This is a genomic window from Roseomonas aeriglobus (assembly GCA_016937575.1).
Lineage (GTDB): Bacteria > Pseudomonadota > Alphaproteobacteria > Sphingomonadales > Sphingomonadaceae > Sphingomonas > Sphingomonas aerigloba.
The window spans coordinates 938,941-956,600 of record JAFHKN010000002.1 but is presented as its reverse complement, the minus strand read 5'-3'; the positions used below and the strand labels follow the sequence as shown (position 1 = coordinate 956,600).

Annotated in this window: 17 protein-coding genes; 5 read left to right on the top strand and 12 right to left on the bottom strand. The window is 65.9% G+C overall.

Going from position 1 to position 17,660, the window contains the following annotated elements; translation table 11 throughout:
• The first annotated feature begins 13 nt into the window (after window positions 1-13).
• The 4 genes from JW805_05050 to JW805_05035 are packed head-to-tail and all read left to right on the top strand — an operon-like array spanning window position 14 to window position 4,340.
• Window positions 14-2,245: a hypothetical protein gene (locus tag JW805_05050; protein ID MBN2971383.1), complete on the top strand. Its 2,232-nt coding sequence runs from the start codon at window positions 14-16 to the stop codon at window positions 2,243-2,245.
• Window positions 2,232-2,960: an SDR family oxidoreductase gene (locus tag JW805_05045; protein MBN2971382.1), complete on the top strand. Its 729-nt coding sequence runs from the start codon at window positions 2,232-2,234 to the stop codon at window positions 2,958-2,960. The genes JW805_05050 and JW805_05045 overlap by 14 nt, the downstream gene beginning before the upstream one ends.
• Before the next feature lie 13 nt (window positions 2,961-2,973).
• Window positions 2,974-3,273, top strand: a complete 300-nt coding sequence (locus tag JW805_05040) for a hypothetical protein (protein MBN2971381.1) — start codon at window positions 2,974-2,976, stop codon at window positions 3,271-3,273.
• Window positions 3,274-3,278: 5 nt separating this feature from the next.
• Window positions 3,279-4,340 (top strand): zinc-binding dehydrogenase, encoded by a 1,062-nt coding sequence (locus JW805_05035; GenBank protein MBN2971380.1) that lies wholly within the window; start codon window positions 3,279-3,281, stop codon window positions 4,338-4,340.
• 115 nt (window positions 4,341-4,455) lie between these two features.
• Here the strand turns inward: JW805_05035 and JW805_05030 are convergent, their stop codons facing one another.
• The 12 genes from JW805_05030 to JW805_04975 all read right to left on the bottom strand — a co-directional run bounded on the left by JW805_05030 (window position 4,456) and on the right by JW805_04975 (window position 16,238).
• Window positions 4,456-4,977 carry a ferritin-like domain-containing protein gene (locus JW805_05030; GenBank protein MBN2971379.1) on the bottom strand — a complete coding sequence of 174 codons (522 nt, stop codon included), beginning with the start codon at window positions 4,975-4,977 and terminating at the stop codon, window positions 4,456-4,458.
• A complete protein-coding gene (locus JW805_05025; protein ID MBN2971378.1) occupies window positions 4,977-5,888 on the bottom strand; it encodes a manganese catalase family protein in 912 nt (303 codons plus the stop codon). Before JW805_05025 ends, JW805_05030 begins: the two co-directional genes overlap by 1 nt.
• Window positions 5,889-6,114: 226 nt before the next feature.
• Window positions 6,115-7,050 (bottom strand): right-handed parallel beta-helix repeat-containing protein, encoded by a 936-nt coding sequence (locus JW805_05020; GenBank protein MBN2971377.1) that lies wholly within the window; start codon window positions 7,048-7,050, stop codon window positions 6,115-6,117.
• Between the two features lie 123 nt (window positions 7,051-7,173).
• Complete coding sequence (mmsB, locus tag JW805_05015; GenBank protein MBN2971376.1) at window positions 7,174-8,055, bottom strand: 3-hydroxyisobutyrate dehydrogenase; 882 nt, start codon at window positions 8,053-8,055, stop codon at window positions 7,174-7,176.
• A 216-nt stretch (window positions 8,056-8,271) separates the two neighbouring features.
• Window positions 8,272-9,051 carry an enoyl-CoA hydratase gene (locus JW805_05010; GenBank protein ID MBN2971375.1) on the bottom strand — a complete coding sequence of 260 codons (780 nt, stop codon included), beginning with the start codon at window positions 9,049-9,051 and terminating at the stop codon, window positions 8,272-8,274.
• Complete coding sequence (locus tag JW805_05005) at window positions 9,048-10,070, bottom strand: enoyl-CoA hydratase/isomerase family protein (protein MBN2971374.1); 1,023 nt, start codon at window positions 10,068-10,070, stop codon at window positions 9,048-9,050. The genes JW805_05010 and JW805_05005 overlap by 4 nt, the downstream gene beginning before the upstream one ends.
• Window positions 10,071-10,078: 8 nt before the next feature.
• Window positions 10,079-11,761, bottom strand: coding sequence for a class I poly(R)-hydroxyalkanoic acid synthase (locus tag JW805_05000; GenBank protein ID MBN2971373.1), 1,683 nt, complete (start codon window positions 11,759-11,761; stop codon window positions 10,079-10,081).
• Window positions 11,758-12,903, bottom strand: a complete 1,146-nt coding sequence (locus tag JW805_04995; protein MBN2971372.1) for an acyl-CoA dehydrogenase family protein — start codon at window positions 12,901-12,903, stop codon at window positions 11,758-11,760. Before JW805_04995 ends, JW805_05000 begins: the two co-directional genes overlap by 4 nt.
• Window positions 12,904-13,036: 133 nt before the next feature.
• Complete coding sequence (locus JW805_04990) at window positions 13,037-13,972, bottom strand: polysaccharide deacetylase family protein (GenBank protein ID MBN2971371.1); 936 nt, start codon at window positions 13,970-13,972, stop codon at window positions 13,037-13,039.
• Window positions 13,969-14,352: a RidA family protein gene (locus JW805_04985; GenBank protein MBN2971370.1), complete on the bottom strand. Its 384-nt coding sequence runs from the start codon at window positions 14,350-14,352 to the stop codon at window positions 13,969-13,971. The genes JW805_04990 and JW805_04985 overlap by 4 nt, the downstream gene beginning before the upstream one ends.
• Entirely contained in the window at window positions 14,349-14,732 is a 384-nt protein-coding gene (locus JW805_04980; GenBank protein MBN2971369.1) for a hypothetical protein, read from the bottom strand. The genes JW805_04985 and JW805_04980 overlap by 4 nt, the downstream gene beginning before the upstream one ends.
• Before the next feature lie 9 nt (window positions 14,733-14,741).
• Window positions 14,742-16,238, bottom strand: a complete 1,497-nt coding sequence (locus JW805_04975; protein ID MBN2971368.1) for a CoA-acylating methylmalonate-semialdehyde dehydrogenase — start codon at window positions 16,236-16,238, stop codon at window positions 14,742-14,744.
• A gap of 109 nt (window positions 16,239-16,347) precedes the next feature.
• Between JW805_04975 and JW805_04970 the strand changes: the two genes are divergently transcribed.
• Window positions 16,348-17,658, top strand: coding sequence for a hypothetical protein (locus tag JW805_04970; GenBank protein ID MBN2971367.1), 1,311 nt, complete (start codon window positions 16,348-16,350; stop codon window positions 17,656-17,658).
• Window positions 17,659-17,660 lie beyond the last annotated feature (2 nt).

Genomic DNA, 17,660 nt, shown 5'->3' with positions numbered 1-17,660 from the left:
CTGTTCTTCCCGCATGACACAGCCGGACGCGACATCAAGGGACAGCCGCGGGGTCAGCCCGCATCTGCTCGCGCTCAAGATCGCGCTGAAGAGCGGTAGCACGGACCAAGTGGCCGAGTTCGCGCTCGGTTCGTTGGCAGCGCAGGTGCTGACCACGACGGACTCAGTCTGGCTCGTGCTGCGGCGTGCGCGCGATGGCGGCCTGGCGATGCGTGTCGCCTATGTGCCGGCTCCGTTCGAGTGCGCCGCGGTGGCGGCCGAAGAGGGCGAAGCGCTGCGCCTGCGTGTCACCAGCGCGATCGGTGACCATGTCGTGGCGATCCGCATCGCCGACGAGGCGCTGGAGTCGGTGCGCGTGACGACGAGCGTGACGCCGACGGCCCCGCTGTGGCTACCGTTCCAGCCGCGCGATCTCTATCCGCTCGACGCAAGCGACGATCCGCTGGGGGCGGAAGGCGTGGTCGAGGCGGCACAGCGCGGGTTGAACGGAGGCATTCTGTACTTCCGGATCGACGACCCCGGTTTCGGCGATGTGCTGTATTTTCAGAATCTGACCGCGCTGAACCCTTATTACCGGGTGACGGGCACGAAGCCTGACGGCGTCGTCGGTGGCGAATGGCCCGAACTCGGGATGCTGCTGCCGATCGCGCCGCTCGACCAGCCGCTGCCGGCGGATGAGACCACGACGGTGTCCGATGCGATCCTGGTCTTCCGTCACGATGCGGCCGCCGACGAGCGTGACAGCGCAAGGCGGTTCATCCAGATGCTGGGCGTCGCGTATAAGCAGATCGCCCCGCCCCCGACCGACTATCGCGACTGGATCGACCGTGCGGAACGCACGCTGCACGATCTGGACACCGCGTCGGAGGCAACGATCCGGCATTACGGCCACCGCTATGTCCACCCGTACACGAATGCGGAATACCCCGACATCATGGTGCAGATGTCGATCGTCGCGGCGATCCACGACTGGAGCCGCTGGGTTGGCGAGACGCATCCGCTGGAGACCGATTTCAAGGCGGGGGTCGAAAAGTTCTACGATCCCAAACTCAAGTCGCTGCGCCGGTATCTGCCCAATGTCGGCGACGACAAGGATGCCGACGCGGTCGACAGCTGGTATCTCTATCATCCGATGCTCAACCTCGGCCGGTTGGCGCTCGACGGCGACGAGGGAGCGCGCGACCTGTTGCTGCGGTCGATCGACTTCGGCATCCGCGCGGCACAGCATTTCGATTATCGCTGGCCGGTCCAGTACAAAATCACCGACTTCTCAATCATCGTCGATGTCGCCGACGCCGACGGGCGTGGGCAGACCGATGTCGGCGGGGTCTACGCCTGGGTTATGCTGCAGGCATTCCAGCTGACCGACGACAAGCGGTTCCTGGACGAAGCGCGCGCGGCGATCGACGCGGCGATGGGGCTGCGGTTCAATATCAATTACCAGGCAAATCTGACCGCCTGGGGTGCCGCGGCCTGCATGCGGCTATGGCGGATCACCGGGCAGAAGATCTACCTCGAGCAGAGCTACGTCTACCTCGGCAGCTTCCTGCACAATTGCGAGATCTGGGAAAGCGAGATCGGCCACGCGGCCCATTACCGCAACTTCCTGGGCGCGACCTGCCTGCAGGACGCGCCGTACATGGCGATGTACGAATGTTTCGACAGCTTCGTGGCCTTCGAACATTATCTGAACGACGGCGGGCCGGAACTGGAGCCGGCGGCGCGAATGCTGATCGCCGAATATTGCAAATATGCACTCGACCGGGCGTGGTATTATTACCCCGACGCCCTGCCCGAAGAGGCCATCGCCGAGAAGCAACGCGAGAATAACGGGCATGTCGACCGGAAGCTCTCCTTCCCGCTCGAGGACCTGTATCCCGACGGGCAGCCCGCCGGTCAGGTCGGGCAGGAAGTCTATGGCGGAGGCGCGGTGATGGTGTTTGCCACGCGCGCGTTCCACACCGTCGACGGTGCACCGTTCCGTCTGTTCTGCGACCATTTCGTCCGCGCGGCCGAACGCACCGGCGATCGCGCCCTGTCGATCACGCTCGACGGCGGGGAGACCAGCTTGGCAGGGATCAGCCTCGTCCGGTTGAAGCGGCGCAAGCTCGGCACGCCGCACGTCGCGACGATCGATGGTCAAACCGTCGCGCCGCACGCCGCCACGGCCGACCGTATCGACTTCCGCGTGCCGGCGAACGGCCGCCTGATCCTGACCTGGGAGCAATCCGATGCCCGATCATAATTCCCTGACCGACAAGCGCATTCTGGTGACCGGCGGGACGACCGGCATCGGCCGGGCGACCGTCCGCCTGCTGGGAGAGGCAGGCGCACGCATCGTCACCTTCGGTCGCAACCGCGATGCGCTCGACGAGGCGATCGAGACGATGGTCGACGCCACCGGTCTGACCGCCGACATCGCGACGCGCGAGGGCGTGCAGGCGGTGTTCGACATGGTCGACAGCGAACTCGGCGGGATCGACATGCTGGTCGCCTGCGCCGCACTCGGTGCCGATCCGATCGACCAGATGGACGACGATGCGTGGCGTTACGTCGTCGAGACCAATCTGATCGGCACCATGGCATGCGCCCGCGCCGCGCTGAAACGCATGGAGGCGGCCGGCGGCGGGCATCTGCTGTTCGTCGGATCGATCAGCGCGGAACTGAAGGCACCGGGCGAAAGCGTCTATTCGGCGACCAAGGCCGGGCTCCAGGCCTTTGCCGAGACGTTGCGGAAGGAAGTCGCCGATCGCAACATCCGTGTGACCGTCATCCAGCCGGGCGCCGTCAACACCGACATGCAGGAAGCCGACGACGCGGAGAAGCGCGCCGCCGTCGAAAGCCACGAAATGCTGCACGCCGACGAAATTGCGGAGGCGATCGTCTTCGCGCTCACCCGCGGGCCGCAGGCGGACGTGGTGACACTGCGCATCGAACCGCGGTTGCAGGAAATGGCGTAACAGGAGAGTGAGGATGACCAGACCGACCCAAGCCGACGGCCGCCCGATCGATCCCGAACGGCCGGTGCCCGATCACGGCTACGACCGGATGGAGGGCTATTCCGGGCAGGACTATGACCGCGACCGGCCGCTCCCTGACGAGGATGACCAGCATCTGGGCATCGATCCGGCGACCGGCGAAGTCCATGGATCGGGCGCGAATGTCGGCGGTGGCGGTACCGGCGAGGATCATGACGCGAGCCCAAAGGGCGGCGGCGGCTATCCTGCGACCGGCCATGGCGACGAAAGCACCGCAATCGACCGGGCGGGGTAACACCGATGGCAACGATGCGCGCGGCGCTCAAGTCGTCGGACGGTCGGTTCGAGGTGACCGATACCGACCGTCCCGAAATCCCGGCAGCCGACTGGGTGCTTGCCCGCATCCGCGTCGCGGGCATCTGCGGGACCGACCTGCGCCACTGGAAGAAGGCCGAGCCCGAGCTCGAACATCATATCGTTGGCCACGAGTTGGCCGGCGAAGTGGTCGAAGTCGGCCCCGCGGTCACGAATGTCGCGGTCGGCGACCGCGTGGTCATCGAAAGCGTGATGGGCGACGGGGACTGCGAGTGGTGCCGGGTACAGCAATACAACCTCTGCCCCAACCTCTACCCCACACGCACCGCCTGCGTGTCGCGCGCTTACGGCGAGTTCGTCGTCGGGCCGGCGCGCAAATTCTACAAGCTGCCCGACCATATCAGCTTCGAACAGGCGGCGCTGATCGACACGCTGTCGGTATGTCTTCACGCACAGCACCTTTCGGGCATCGGGATCAACAGCAAGATCGCGATCATCGGTGCCGGACCGATCGGGCTCGGCCAGCTGATGCTCGCGAAGGCGAGCGGGGCGGATGTCCTGATCGCCGACACGGTCGACAGTTCCCTGCAGCTGGCGAAGGAGCTGGGCGCGGACGTCATCGTCAATCCCGATCGCGACGATCCCGCAGCGGCGGCCAAGGCGTTCACGGGCGGCCGCGGCGTCGATGTCGCGTTCGAATGCGCCGGCGGCACGTCGATGCCGACCACCCTGCCCCAGGCGACCGCCATGGCACGGCGTGGCGGCAAGGTGGTCATCGTCGGCGGCTTCGATGCCGGCGTGACCGAGATCGGCCTGGAATGGCAGCGTATCCAGATGTCCGAAATTCAGCTTGTTCCCAGCGCGAGCTTCGCCTTCTGGGGGCTGGACTCAGAACAGGGCACGGTTCTGGAGCTGCTGTCGAAGGGGCTGGTGAGCGTCGACAAGCTGATCACGCATCGCTTCCCGCTGGAGCGGATCAACGAGGCATTCGAAGTGGCAGACGCGAAGGAGCGGACGGGCGCGGTCTTCGTGGCACTCGAGATGTGAAAGCGGGGCATTAAAAAGCCTCTCCCCTTCAGGGGAGAGGGTTTGGGAGAAAGAGGGGTTCCACGGGGACCGAAGCGCGCGGCACCGCCCCTCTCCCCTGAAAGGGAGAGGGAGATTAGTGACTCGCCGTCTCCCCTTCCGCGCGTCGGTCGACATATTTCCGCACCACCACCGGCAGCGTCTTCGCCACCCAGTTCTGCATCGCCTGCTCCTCGCCCAGCGTCTGCTTCAACAGCGGCAGCGCTTCGGTATAGCCGCCATCCTCGGCCAGCACGCACAAGGCGGTGTAGCTCGCCACTTCGAAGCTCTCGAAGGCATAGTTGGCGAAGCTGTTCTTCAAGATTTCATCAGGCGCGAAGGTGTGGCCGAGCGCGGCCATGTTGCCGCTCATCGTCAGCGCCATGTCCTTCACCATCGAAGGGCTTTCACCGAGACTTTCGAGGATCGTCTCCAGCCGTTCGATCTGGCGTTCGGTCTCACCGCGGTGAGCGCGCAGCTGCTGCTCGACGTCGGCGTAATTGGCCAGATGCTCGATCTGCCGGTCCATCAGCGCCATCGCCTGATTTTCCAGGGCATGGGCGTTGCGCAGGCCGTCGACGAAGACCTTGCGCAGCGTGTCCTGAGGGGCAGTGGCCATTATCCCAGCTCCTTCTCGGCGATTTGCTTGATCCGGCCGGCACCGGGCCCAGCGCCCAGTTCGGCACCCGTCGTCGGATCGCTGTCGGGGTCCGACATGCCACGGGTCGCCATCTGCCGCAGAGCTGCGCGGTCCTCCTCGCCCAGCTCGACACTGGCCGTGCCGTCACGTCCGTCGATCGGCATCGTCTGTTCCAGGTCGTCGATCCGGTCCCATTCCGGCCCAGAATTCCACGGCCCCTGCATGTCGCCCTCGCCCTGCGACGCATTGACATAGACGCTGGCATATTGCTCGACGCCCGGCAGCTTGCCCGGCGGGAAATTATTCTCGATCGCGTAGAGTGCCTTTTCGAACGATTTCTGATGCGCGACCTCGCGCGTCATCAGGAAGCCCAGCGCCTCCTTCACCCCAGGGTCGTCGGTAATGTTGATCAGCCGCTCGTAAACGATCTTCGCGCGCGATTCCGCGGCGATGTTCGACCGCAGGTCGACGGTGGGTTCACCACGCGAGTCGACATAGGCCGCGGTCCAGGGCGTACCGGCCGAATCGATCAAGGCCGCGCCGCCGCCGAACAGGATCGACTCCTTCGCGCTGATCCCGGCCTGGCCGACCATCGCGAACAGCTCGGCCTCCGACGCCTGCGCTTCGGACAGCTGGGCGCGGACGCCCTTGTTGAGCATCGTCACGATCGACCCGATCACTTCGAGGTGGCTCAACTCCTCCGTCGCGATGTCGAGCAGCATGTCCTTGCGGCCGGGATCCTCGTCGCTCAGCGCTTGGGTGAAATAGCGCATTGCCGCGGCGAGCTCGCCATCGGCGCCGCCGAATTGCTCGAGCAACAGGCACGCGAGCCGCGGGTTCGGCTCCGACACGCGGACGGTATATTGCAGGCGTTTGTTGTGCATGAACATCGCAGGGCACCTCTCGGGAGATGACCCAAGAACCAAAGCTGAGCCACGCGGTTGCCGCCTGCAGATCGGCAAATAGAATTTTCAATATTGCCTGATGTTATCGCCGACGCAATTTGCCAGCGTACCGGCGATTGTTATGGTTGGACAATGAATTATTGAAACGCCGACTGATTTAAGGACGCGATTATTCGGCTGATGTGAATCAGTCGCGAAAGATACCGCCACTCTAGCGGGTTTCGAACTTTCGCACGCCGGCGCCGAGGCGGTTATCGCCGATCGCAAGCGCATCGCGGCTGTAGCTCGCGACAAACGCGGGACTGCGGGCTTCGCCGGGCGCAAGACGCGCGTCGTTCGCCTCGATCCGCAGCCCCGTCGATCGATATGTCCGGTTTTCCGCCGCAACGACGATGAAGCCCGTCCAGTTTTCCTTATTGCGGCCCTGAACGAAGCTGTTGTTTGCGATCACGCCGGTGCCGCCTTCCGGCAGGTCGATCATGTAGTTGGTCTTTGCGCCTCCCGTGTCGTCGAAGCTGTTGTCGACGATGCGGACGTTCGGCACGCGCAGCTTGACGTAGTGACCGCCCGTCCCCTTCTCGAACCGGCTGCGGGTGATCGTTACCGATCCCTTGTTGGCGAGATAGATCGAATGCGCGCAGTCAGGCGCCTCGTCGCAGGTGCCGAGGCCGGAGAAGGTCGACTTGTCGATGACGATCTGCTGCCCCGTCGGCTCGCCGCCCAGAATACCTTCCTGGCTGTCGAGGAACATCGAGTTTGTGACGGTCAGATTGCCCATCTCCGTCCGGATGCCCGCGCCGTTGCCGTCGGGCACGCGCACGCCGCGGAAGATGATACCATCGACGGTCGAACTGCGCCCGCGCAGAACGAAGATCGCCTTGTCCTCGCACGGGCTCCCGTCGAAGGTGACGCTGCCCGGCTGGACGGCCTTGAACGTGATGTCGCCGCCCGCCTGCACGGTGCATTCGTGATAGGTGCCGGGCTGGATCAGGATCGTGCCGCGCCCCATGCGGATCGATCCCACCGCCTCGTCGAGCGTCGCATAGCCCTGTCCGGTCTCCTGCACGGTGAACGGCGCCCCCGCCTGTTGCGCGGCGAGCGGGCTGGCAAGGACGATGGCGGCAAGAGCGAGGGCGGGACGGCGCATAGGGGACTCCTTTAAGTCCGCCCGATTAGCGATTTCGCCTAAACAAACCGTTCCCCGGCGAAGGCCGGGGTCCAGTCTCGACCCGCTGGCAACTGGACCCCGGCCTTCGCCGGGGAACAGAGGTTATTTCGCCCCCAAAGTCCGAATGATCGCCGAGAAGTCGTGCCCGCCCTCATCGGCCGCAACGAACGCCTCGTACAATTCCGTCGCCCGCTTCCCCATCGGCGTGTCGGCATCGACGCTGCCTGCCGCCTCCATCGCCAGGCGCAGGTCCTTCAGCATCAGCGCCGCGGCGAAGCCACCCTGATACTCATTATCCGCCGGCGTCTGCGGGCCGACACCGGGCAGCGGAGCGTAGGTGTTCAGCGACCAGCACGACCCCGACGACACGCTGGCGATGTCATAGAATTTCTGCGGGTCGAGCCCCAGCTTCTGCGCCAGCACCAGCGCCTCGCACGTCGCGACCATCGATGCGCCGAGCAGCATGTTATTGCAGATCTTCGCCGCCTGCCCGCTGCCGTTAGCGCCGGCATGGATCACCGCCTTGCCCATGTCGGACAGGAACGGCTCGGCCCGGTCGAACGCCGCTGCCGAACCGCCGACCATGAAGGTCAGCGTGCCGGCGTTCGCCGCGCCGATCCCGCCGGAGACGGGGGCGTCGACCATCGTCAGGCCCTTGGCCGCGGCCGTTTCCGCGACGCGCTTGGCGGTGGCGACATCGATCGTCGAACAATCCATCAGGATCGCGGTCCGGGGCACCGCGTCGAAGATGCTGTCCGTGTAGACGCCCTCCACATGCTTGCCCGCGGGCAGCATCGTGGCGACCACCTCCGCCCCGTCACAAGCCGCCGCAGCGCTTTGGGCGGGCAGGCAACCCGCCGCCTTCGCCCGCTCGAGCGCATCTGCCGACAGATCGAAGGCGCGGACGTCGTGCCCCGCCTTTGCTAGGTTCGCGGCCATCCCGCCGCCCATGTTGCCGAGGCCGATGAAGGCGATGCGTGCCATGTCTTACTCTCCATTGCCCTCGCCCCTTGCTAGGGGCGAGGGATACCGAAGCTTGGCGGCTATGCCGCCTAGCGTAGGTTGGGTGAGGGGTAGAGCGGAGCGCCGCTCCGCGCGAGCCTACGGCTCGCATCACCCCTCACCCAGCTCCGACGAAGGCTCTTCGAGCCCAAGTCTTCGCAACCCTCTCCCCTGCGCGCAGAGGCGAGGGACCTTAGATTACCGCCCCGTCCAGTTCCCCGAACGCTTCTCGACGAAGGCCGCCATGCCTTCCTTCTGGTCCGCCGTCCCGAACAGCCCGTGGAACAGCCGCCGCTCGAACGCGACGCCCTGGGTCAGCCCGGTTTCGAAGGCGGCGTTGACCATTTCCTTGTTCGCCTTGACCGCCAGTGGCGCCATGCCGGCGATCGTCGCGGCGGTCTTCACCGCTTCCTCGACAAGGTCATCCGCGGGGACGATGCGCGATACGAGCCCCGCGCGTTCGGCCTCCTCGGCGTCCATCATCCGGCCGGTCAGGCACATCTCCATCGCCTTGGCCTTGCCCACCGCGCGAGCCAGACGCTGCGAGCCGCCCATGCCGGGGGAAACCGCCAGCTTGATCTCCGGCTGACCGAATTTCGCGGTGTCGGCGGCCAGGATGAAGTCGCACATCATGGCGAGCTCGCAACCGCCGCCCAGCGCGTAGCCGGCGACCGCGGCGATGACCGGCTTGCGCGTCGCGGTCACCCGATCATAACCGCCGAAGTGATTGGTGCCGTACATGGCGGCGAAGTCCATCGCCTGCATTTCCTTGATGTCCGCGCCCGCCGCAAACGCCTTGGCGCTGCCGGTCAGCACCGCACAGCCCTGGCTGGCGTCGGCATCGAACGCCTCCAGCGCGGCAATCAATTCGCTCAGCACCTGCGAATTGAGCGCGTTCAGCGCCTGCGGGCGGTTGAGCGTGATGAGCGTGACGCCGCCTTCACGCTGTTCGACGATCAGGGTTTCATAAGGGCTCATAAGGGGCTCCATGCGTCGATCGGGGACAGGGGTTCGAAAAAGGGGGCGGTGTCGGCCTGTGGCTGCCATTGCGGATCGTTGGTCTTGTCGATCAGCAGCGCGCGCACCCCTTCGGCGAAGTCGGGGAAGGCGATCATGCGAACCATCAGGGCATATTCCATCCGCATTTCATCGACGAAGTGCGGCTGCTTGGGGCTTTCGACCAGCATGCGCAGCGAGACGGCGCACGCGGTCGGCGACTTGGCGCGGATGCTGGCGGCGGTCTTGGCGGCCCATTCGTCCTGCTCGGCATCGAGGCAGGCGAGGATTTCTTGCAGATCGTCGGCGGCAAAGCAGCGATCGATCAGTGGCAGGCGACCCATGATCTCGGCCTCGGGCGGTGCCACCGACAATTCGTCGAGGATCGCCTCCACCCGGAACGGATCGGCGGCGATGCGGCGCTTGGCCTCGTCGAGCGCGTCCGACGGCAGGTAGTGCGTCGCTAGACGCAGCGCCTTGCAGTCCGCGCCGGTCAGCCGCGCGGAGGTGAGCGCCAGATATTGCGCCACCCGGCCCCGGAGGCGCGACAGATACCGACCGCCGCCGACGTCGGGGAAGATACCGATCGCCGTCTCTGGCATCGCGAACACCGTCCGCTCGGTCGCGACGCGATAGCGGCACGGGCAGGCGATGCCGACTCCGCCGCCCATCGTCACACCGTCCATGAACGCCACGCCCGGTTTCGGGAACGTGTACATCAGATGGTTGAGGCGGTATTCTTCGTAGAAGAACGACCGTGCGGCCTTTTCGCGGCCCTCCAGTGCCTTGGCGATCGTCACCACGTCGCCACCCGCACAGAACCCCCTGCCCTCGGCATGGTCGATCAGCACGATGCGGATGTCCGGATCGTCTCGCCAGGCCAACAGCGCGTGAGTCATCTGGCGCACCATCGCCAGGTCGAGCGAGTGGAGCGCCTTCGGCCGGTTGAGGCGCAGGCAGCCGGCAGCGCCTTCGCGCTCGGCGAGGATGGTATCGGTCATCGGATCTGTCATTGGGCTTTCGCGTAACTTCCAGGCGCGGCCTCCAGGCCGTCGGTGATCGTGCGGGCGGGGACCCGCTCCCCGGCGCCGTGACGATCGAGCCAGGCGGCCCACCACGGCCACCATGACCCGTCGTGACGGGTCGCCCCCTGCAGCCATTCCGCGCCGGTCGTCGGAGTTGCATCGTTGGTCCAATAGCCATGCTTGTTGGCGGCCGGCGGGTTGATGACGCCGGCGTTGTGCCCTGACCCGCCGAGCACGAAGTCCGTATTCATCATCCGCGCGCCGCCATAGACCGCCTCCCAGGCCGAGACATGGTCGTCCTTCAGCGCGATCGACAGGACAGGGGTCGTGATCTTGGCAAGGTCGATCGCCTCTCCGCCGACCGCGAAGCCCGCCGGTTCAGCAAGCGCGTTGTTCAGTAGGAGCTCGCGATTGTAGCTCTTTAAGAAGGCGGCCGGAATACGCGCGCCGTCCTCGAACCAATAGAGCAGGTCGCTCGGCGGGGCGGGCTTGTCGAGCAGATAGTGATTCACGACCGACGACCAGATCAGATCATTGGCGCGCATCGCGGCGAACAGCTGTTGCAGTTCGACCGAATCGATAAAACCCTGCCGCTCGAGATGCCCCTCCAGCGCGGTCAGATGCGCTTCGTGGACGAAGGCCGACCAATCGCGCATGTCGGCGAAATCGACCATCGAACCGATGAGCGTGGCCGAGTTCACCTCGTCCGCCCGCCCCTTCGCCGCCAGATAGGCCAGCGCGATCGCGACCAGTGTCCCGCCCAGGCAGAAAGCGAAGAGGTCGGGCGCCCTGCCCGTCCGTTCGCGCACCACGCCCGTCGCCTCGACGATGCCGGACAGGACATAGTCCTCCACGCCTTTGTCGCGGTGCGCTTCGGTCGGGTTGACCCAGGAGATGACGAAGACGGTACGGCCCTGGTCGACCAGCCATTTCACCAGGCTCGACTTGGGCTGCAGGTCGATCATGTAGAAGCGGTTGACCAGCGGCGGCACGTACAGCAGCGGCTCGGCGGCAACGTCGGGCGTCGTCGGCGTGTACTGGATCAACTGGCACAGGTCGTTCTGCCACACGACTTCGCCCGGCGTGGCGGCGATCGTCTCGCCCTTCACGAACGCGTCCGGATCGGTGCGGCGCTTGACGATGCCTTTTCCGCTGGCGACGTCCTCGACCAGATTGGCGAAGCCCGCGAGCAAATTCGCCCCGCCGGTTTCCAGCGTGCGATAGACAACCTGTGGGTTGGTCATCGCGAAGTTCGTCGGCGATACCGCGTTCAGCCAACCATCGAGCAGGAAGGCGATCATCGCGCGGTCGGCAGTGTTGCCCCCCGCGCCGGCCGCCAGCCGCCGCATCTGGGCCGACGCCAGCAGATAGGCGTCCCGGATGGCGCGATACCAGGGGTCTTCCTGCCATTCGGGCGCGGCGAAGCGGCGGTCGCGCGGCTTGTCGGTCGGCGTCGTCCAGACGTTCGACCAGAACCGTCCCCATTCGCGCGCCGCCTCCGCCTGAACCGCGAACAGCTGCTGCGGATCGGCCATGGTGCGCGCGGTGAACTCGCCCATCGTCTGGAACAGAGCGAGCGGATCGTAGGGCCGCGTCGGTGCCGCGCCGAGCGGTTTGCGCATCGCCTCGGTCATCGCAGTGACGGCCTGGGTCCAGGGATCGGTCACTGGCGTACCAGATCGCGGCCGACGATCATCCGCATCACTTGATTCGTGCCCTCCAGGATCGAATGGACGCGCAGGTCGCGCCAGAAACGTTCGATGGGATAATCCATCAGATAGCCATAGCCGCCATGCAGCTGCAGCGCGCGGTCGACGATCGACGATCCATTGTCGGTCGCCAGTCGTTTCGCCATGGCCGAGAAACGCGATTTGTCCGGCGCGTTGTTGGTTACTTTCGCCGCGGCGAGATAGAGCAGCGCCCGTGCCGCCTCCAGGTCGGTCGCCATGTCGGCCAGCGTGAACTGGGTGTTCTGGAAATCGGCGACGGGCGTCCCGAACTGCTGGCGCTCCTTGGTGTAGCGCACCGCTTCGTCCAGGCAGCGCTGCGCGCCGCCCAGCGAGCACGCCCCGATGTTCAGCCGCCCGCCGTCAAGCCCGGCCATGGCGAAGCGGAACCCATCGCCCTCGCGGCCGACCAGATTCTCGACCGGCACCCGGCAATCCTCGAAGATCACCTGCGCGGTGGGCGATGCGTTCCACCCAAGCTTGCGCTCCGGCGCGCCGAACGACAGGCCGGGCGTATCCTTTTCGACGACGATGCAGCTGATGCCCTTCGCCTTTTCGTCGCCCGTCCGCACCATGCAGACATAGACGTCGTTATACCCGGCGCCGGAGATGAATTGCTTCGTGCCGTTCAGCACATAATGGTCGCCATCGCGACGCGCGGTAGCTTTCAGCGCCGCCGCGTCGGAGCCGGAGCCCGGCTCGGTCAGGCAGTAGCTGGCGATCTTGTCCATCGACACCAGGCTCGGCAGGAAACGGTCCTTCAGCGCCTGGTTGCCATAGGTTGCGATCATCCACGCGGCCATGTTGTGGATCGATATGAACGCGGACGTCGCGGGACAGCCATAGGCCATCGCTTCCATGATCAGCGCCGCTTCCAGCCGGCCAAGGCCGATGCCGCCGTCCTCTTCCTTGACGTAGATCGCGCCGAAGCCCAGCTCACCCGCCGCCTTCCACACATCGACGGGATAATGATGCTTCTCGTCCCATTCAGCCGCGAACGGCGTGATCCGGTCGGCGGTAAAGCGGCGCGCGAGCTCCTGAATCTCGCGCTGGTCGGGGGTAAGGTCGAATTGGTCGGTCATGGGTAAGCCTTGCAACAGGTATAGGTGATGTCGGAGCTCTGCGCTTCGACACGGGTCAAATTGCCGATCCTCTGGACGGACGGCGCGATACGAATCCGACGCAATGCGCCATGGTTTGTGGTGTCGGCACCGATCACTGCGCGGTTTCCTTCAGCACCCGACCCGCAAAGAGGTCACCGAGAACTTTGGGATCGTTTCGCGGGTACCAGCGCGGCGACGGCAGACCTTTCTGCCATGCGAGCATTTCAGTGAGCGTGCCCTGCGACGAGCGTACATCGTACCGCGATGCCTCGGCAGCGATCGGATCCGCATAGGCCTCGTCGACCGTGGCGATCTGCCAACCTTTACGGCGCAGCGCTCTGACCAGATCGCCCAGGTACAGCGCGGCGAGATCGGTTTCGTGGAGGAGCAAGACATGCACCGGTGACCGCCCAAGCGTCGCACGCGCGAGGCCGTCGAAATATTCCGCTGCTCCGACATGCGTTTCGACATAGAGGTCGCGCAGCGCGTGGCGGTCCACCGGTTTGCCCGCCTTGGCCGCCTCGACCGTCAGATTTTCCAGCGCCCAGTCATAGCCGTCGATCGTGACATAGCCGTTCCGCAGTCCACGCGTGGCCAGCCCCGCACGGACCGCGTCGCGCTTTGCGATGTCAGCGCGGCCCTCGTTCAATTGCGGGTAGCGAAACCACGCGCGATAGCCCGGCCGCCCACGCAGCCAGCCCTCTGCCGCATCGATGTCGGCGAGATAGGCGTCGGCCGTCACGTCACTGAGACTGGGGTGCGAAAAACTGTGATTGGCGATGACGTGGCCCGCCGCGACATAGGCATCAAGGCGGGCCGTCGCGGCGGCATCGCCGGACACGAGACGCCCGGGATTGACGAAGAACGCTGCCTGTCGAATGCGCGCCTTGCGCAGCGCCGTGATCAGACGTGCGGCCCGCTCGTTCTGGCTGAGGAACGCGCCTGCCCCCCGCGGAACGTCGTCGAAGGTGAACGCGATGCGTTTGTGCTGCGCTGCGACTGGCGCCGCCACGACCACGAGCAACAGGGCAAGCACCCAGCGCATCACGCGATGTCTGCTTCCGCTTCGATCTCGACCCGCCATTCGGGACGCAGCAGTCCGGCGACGACGACCATGGTCGATGCCGGGCGTACATCGGCGAACCAGCGGCCATGCGCACGACCGACCGCATCGGCATCGGCGGCATCGACCAGATACTGGCGAGTGCGGACGACGTCCTCGGCCGAACCGCCGAGCTGTTCGACCGCACGGACGATGATCGCCAGGCACCGTTCCGCCTGCTCTTCCGCCCCGCCCGGCGTCGAGATGCCGTCGTCCTCGACCGGCGCGGTACCGGAGACGAGGATGCGATTGCCGACGCGGACCGCGCGGCTGAACCCGATCGTCGCCTCATAGGGCGATCCAGAAGACACGCGTTCCATAGTCATGCTGCCGCCGCCCGACCTTCCCGGATCCATGCCAACGCCTCCCCTTCGTCGAGAAACACCTTCACATTGGGCGCCGACAATGTCCGCTGTGCCTGGATTCGGTTCAGGTGACTGCCGGCTACGATTGCCGTCCTCCCGTTGTGAAATTCCGCACCGCGCTTGGCGATCCATTCGAAACCCGCGCTCACCAATTTGCCCTGCACGTCGAACTCCTGCGAATGGCTGAGGATGTCGTAACGAGTGCCGCGCAACCGGGTGACCTCGGCCATCAATCGACTGGTGTACCCGGTCAGGATCGGAACCGACCAGAACCCCCATAGATGCAGGTGCAGGACCCGTTCCTGCGCATCATAGGCGATGTCATAGCCCGGTTCGCGCACCCTGATCCCCTACCCCATCGTCGGGATGACGAACGCGTTGCCGCCGTCGGGCGATCCATCGGGCCAGCGCTGCGTCACCGTCTTTACCTTGGTCCAGAACCGCACGCCTTCCATGCCGTGCTGATTGACGTCGCCGAACGCGCTGCGCTTCCACCCGCCGAAGCTGTGATAGGCGACCGGCACCGGGATCGGCACGTTGATGCCGACCATGCCGACTTCCACTCGCGCGGCGAATTCGCGCGCCGCATGGCCGTTACGAGTGAAGATGGCGACGCCGTTGCCGTACTGATGCTCGCTCGGCAGTCGCACCGCGGTTTCGAAATCGGGCGCACGGACGATCTGCAGCACGGGTCCGAAGATCTCTTCCTTGTAGCTCTGCATCTGCGGGGTTACGCGGTCGAACAGGCTCGGGCCGATGAAGAAGCCCTCCTCATGCCCCTGCAGCGTGAAGCCGCGTCCGTCGACGACGAGTTCGGCGCCTTCGTCGACACCGGTCTGGATCCAGTTCTCCACCCGCTGCTTGTGCGCGGCGTTGACGACCGGCCCGTAATGCGCCTCCGCATCGGTCGACACGCCGACGCGTAGCGCGTCGATCGCGGGGATCAGCTTCTCGCGCAGATTGTCGGCAGTCTTCTCGCCCACCGGCACGACGACCGGCAGCGCCATGCAGCGCTCGCCGGCCGAACCGAAAGCCGCGCCCGACAGGTCGGCGACGACCTGGTCGAGATCCGCGTCGGGCATGACGATGCCATGGTTCTTGGCGCCGCCCATCGCCTGTACACGCTTCCCAGCCGCGACGCCACGGCTGTAGACGTACTGCGCGATGTCGGATGATCCGACGAAGCTGACCGCGGCGATCGCCGGGTGATCTAGGATCGCGTCGACCATTTCCTTGTCGCCGTGAACGACCTGCAGGATACCCTCTGGCAGCCCAGCTTCGCGCATCAGTTCGGCCAGGCGCACCGGCACGGAAGGATCGCGTTCCGACGGCTTCAGAATGAAGGCGTTGCCGCAGGCGATCGCCACGCCGAACATCCACATCGGGATCATCGCCGGGAAGTTGAACGGGGTGATGCCGGCGCCGATGCCGACCGGCATCCGCATCGAATAGACGTCGATGCCCGGCCCCGCGCCCTGCGTATATTCTCCCTTCAGCGCATGCGGGATGCCGCAGGCGAATTCGATGACCTCCAGCCCGCGCTGAATATCGCCCTTTGCGTCGGCGATGACCTTGCCATGTTCGCTCGACAGCGTGTGGGCGAGGCTGTCCATGTTCGCCTCGACCAGCTCCTTGAACTTGAAGAGCACGCGCGCGCGGCGCTGCGGGTTGGTCGCCGCCCAGGTCGGCTGCGCGGCCTGTGCCGCGGCCACCGCGCGCTCGAGGTCCTGCGCGCTGCCCAGCCCGACGCGCGCCTGAACTTGCCCGCTGTTGGGGTCGAAGACGTCGCCGAAGCGGGTCGCCCCGGCGCCGCCGCTGCCGGCGATGACATGGTCGATGTTACGCATTTTCACTCTCCAGAGGCCGCGCATCGGCGCGGGATTTATTTTCGATTGTCATCGAACCGTCATCGGCGGCTAAGCCCGCGTTTACCGTCCGCGGATAGCATCCGGCGTCATGTTCGCACCGGATTTCTCGATCCAAGATGCCAAGACGTCGTGGCTGACGGAAGCCGAGCGCCGCCCGCCGTCGATCGGACACGACGGGACGATGCTGGCGGCGGTCGAACGGTTCCGCGACGATCCCGAACTGCGATTGCTGCCGGTGGTCAACGCCGCGGCGGAACCGATCGGCGCCATCTTCGAACGGGATATCCGCCAGGTACTGGCCAACCCCTATGGTCACGCGCTGATGCGCAATCCCGCCTACAGCCGGGCGATCGGCACCTATATCCGCCCCTGTCCGACGGGCGAGCTGTCGCTGGGGCGCGACCAGCTGCTCGACCATTACACACGTGCCGGTGGCACCGACGGCCTGATCGTCACCGTCAACGGCCGGCTGCATGCCGTCGTCGCCAATCACCGTCTGGTGGGCATGGAGGCCGACCGGCGCCTGGCCGCGACGCGCGCCGAACTCGCTCGCGCGCGGCGGATTGCCGATGCCATTGCCCGGTTCGAAGCGAGGACCGGATCGCTTGCCAGCGAGCTGAGCACCATGGCGTGCAGCGTCGATGCCCAAGCCGAAGCGGCCGCGGATCGCGCGCTGGAAACCCGTCGCCACGCCGCTGCGGTCGCCGCTGCGTCGCTGCAGGCTGAGGCCGGCATCGCCGGCCTGGCCACGCGCGAGAAGGATGTGATCGCCGCGCTGGCGCTGATCGACGACGCAACGCTGGCCGCTCACGCCTGCACCGACCGTGCGGTCGCTCAGGTCGGCCGCGGCAGCGAACGGATCGCCGCGCTCAGCGACACCGCCGCGGCAATCGATGGCGCGGTCGACGAAATCGCGGTGATCGCGACCCAAGTGAACCTTCTGGCGCTGAACGCCACGATCGAGGCAAGCCGCGCGGGCGAGGCCGGACGCGGCTTTGCCGTCGTCGCCAACGAAGTGAAGCAACTGTCGGCGCAGACCCGCCGCGCCGCCGCTGCCATCGCCGATCATGTCCGCCTGGTTCGCGACGCGGTGCATGACGTGGCTGGCGAACATGATGCGGTGGTCGAGGCGATCGGCGCCATCGCACGGATCACTGACCAGATCGGCACGGCGGTCGTCGACAATCGCGCGACGGCACGACAGGTCGCTGCCAGCATCGACGGTGCGGCCGCCGCCGCCCAGGCGATCGGCGAGGACGTGCGCCGCATCGATGGCAGCGCGGAGGACGCGGCCCGCGTCGCCGGTGACCTGCGCGACTTCGCACACAGGCTCCATGCAACCGCCGCGACCGTGTCGGCGGATGTCAGCGGCTTCCTGGCCACCGTGCGGACAGGGTGACA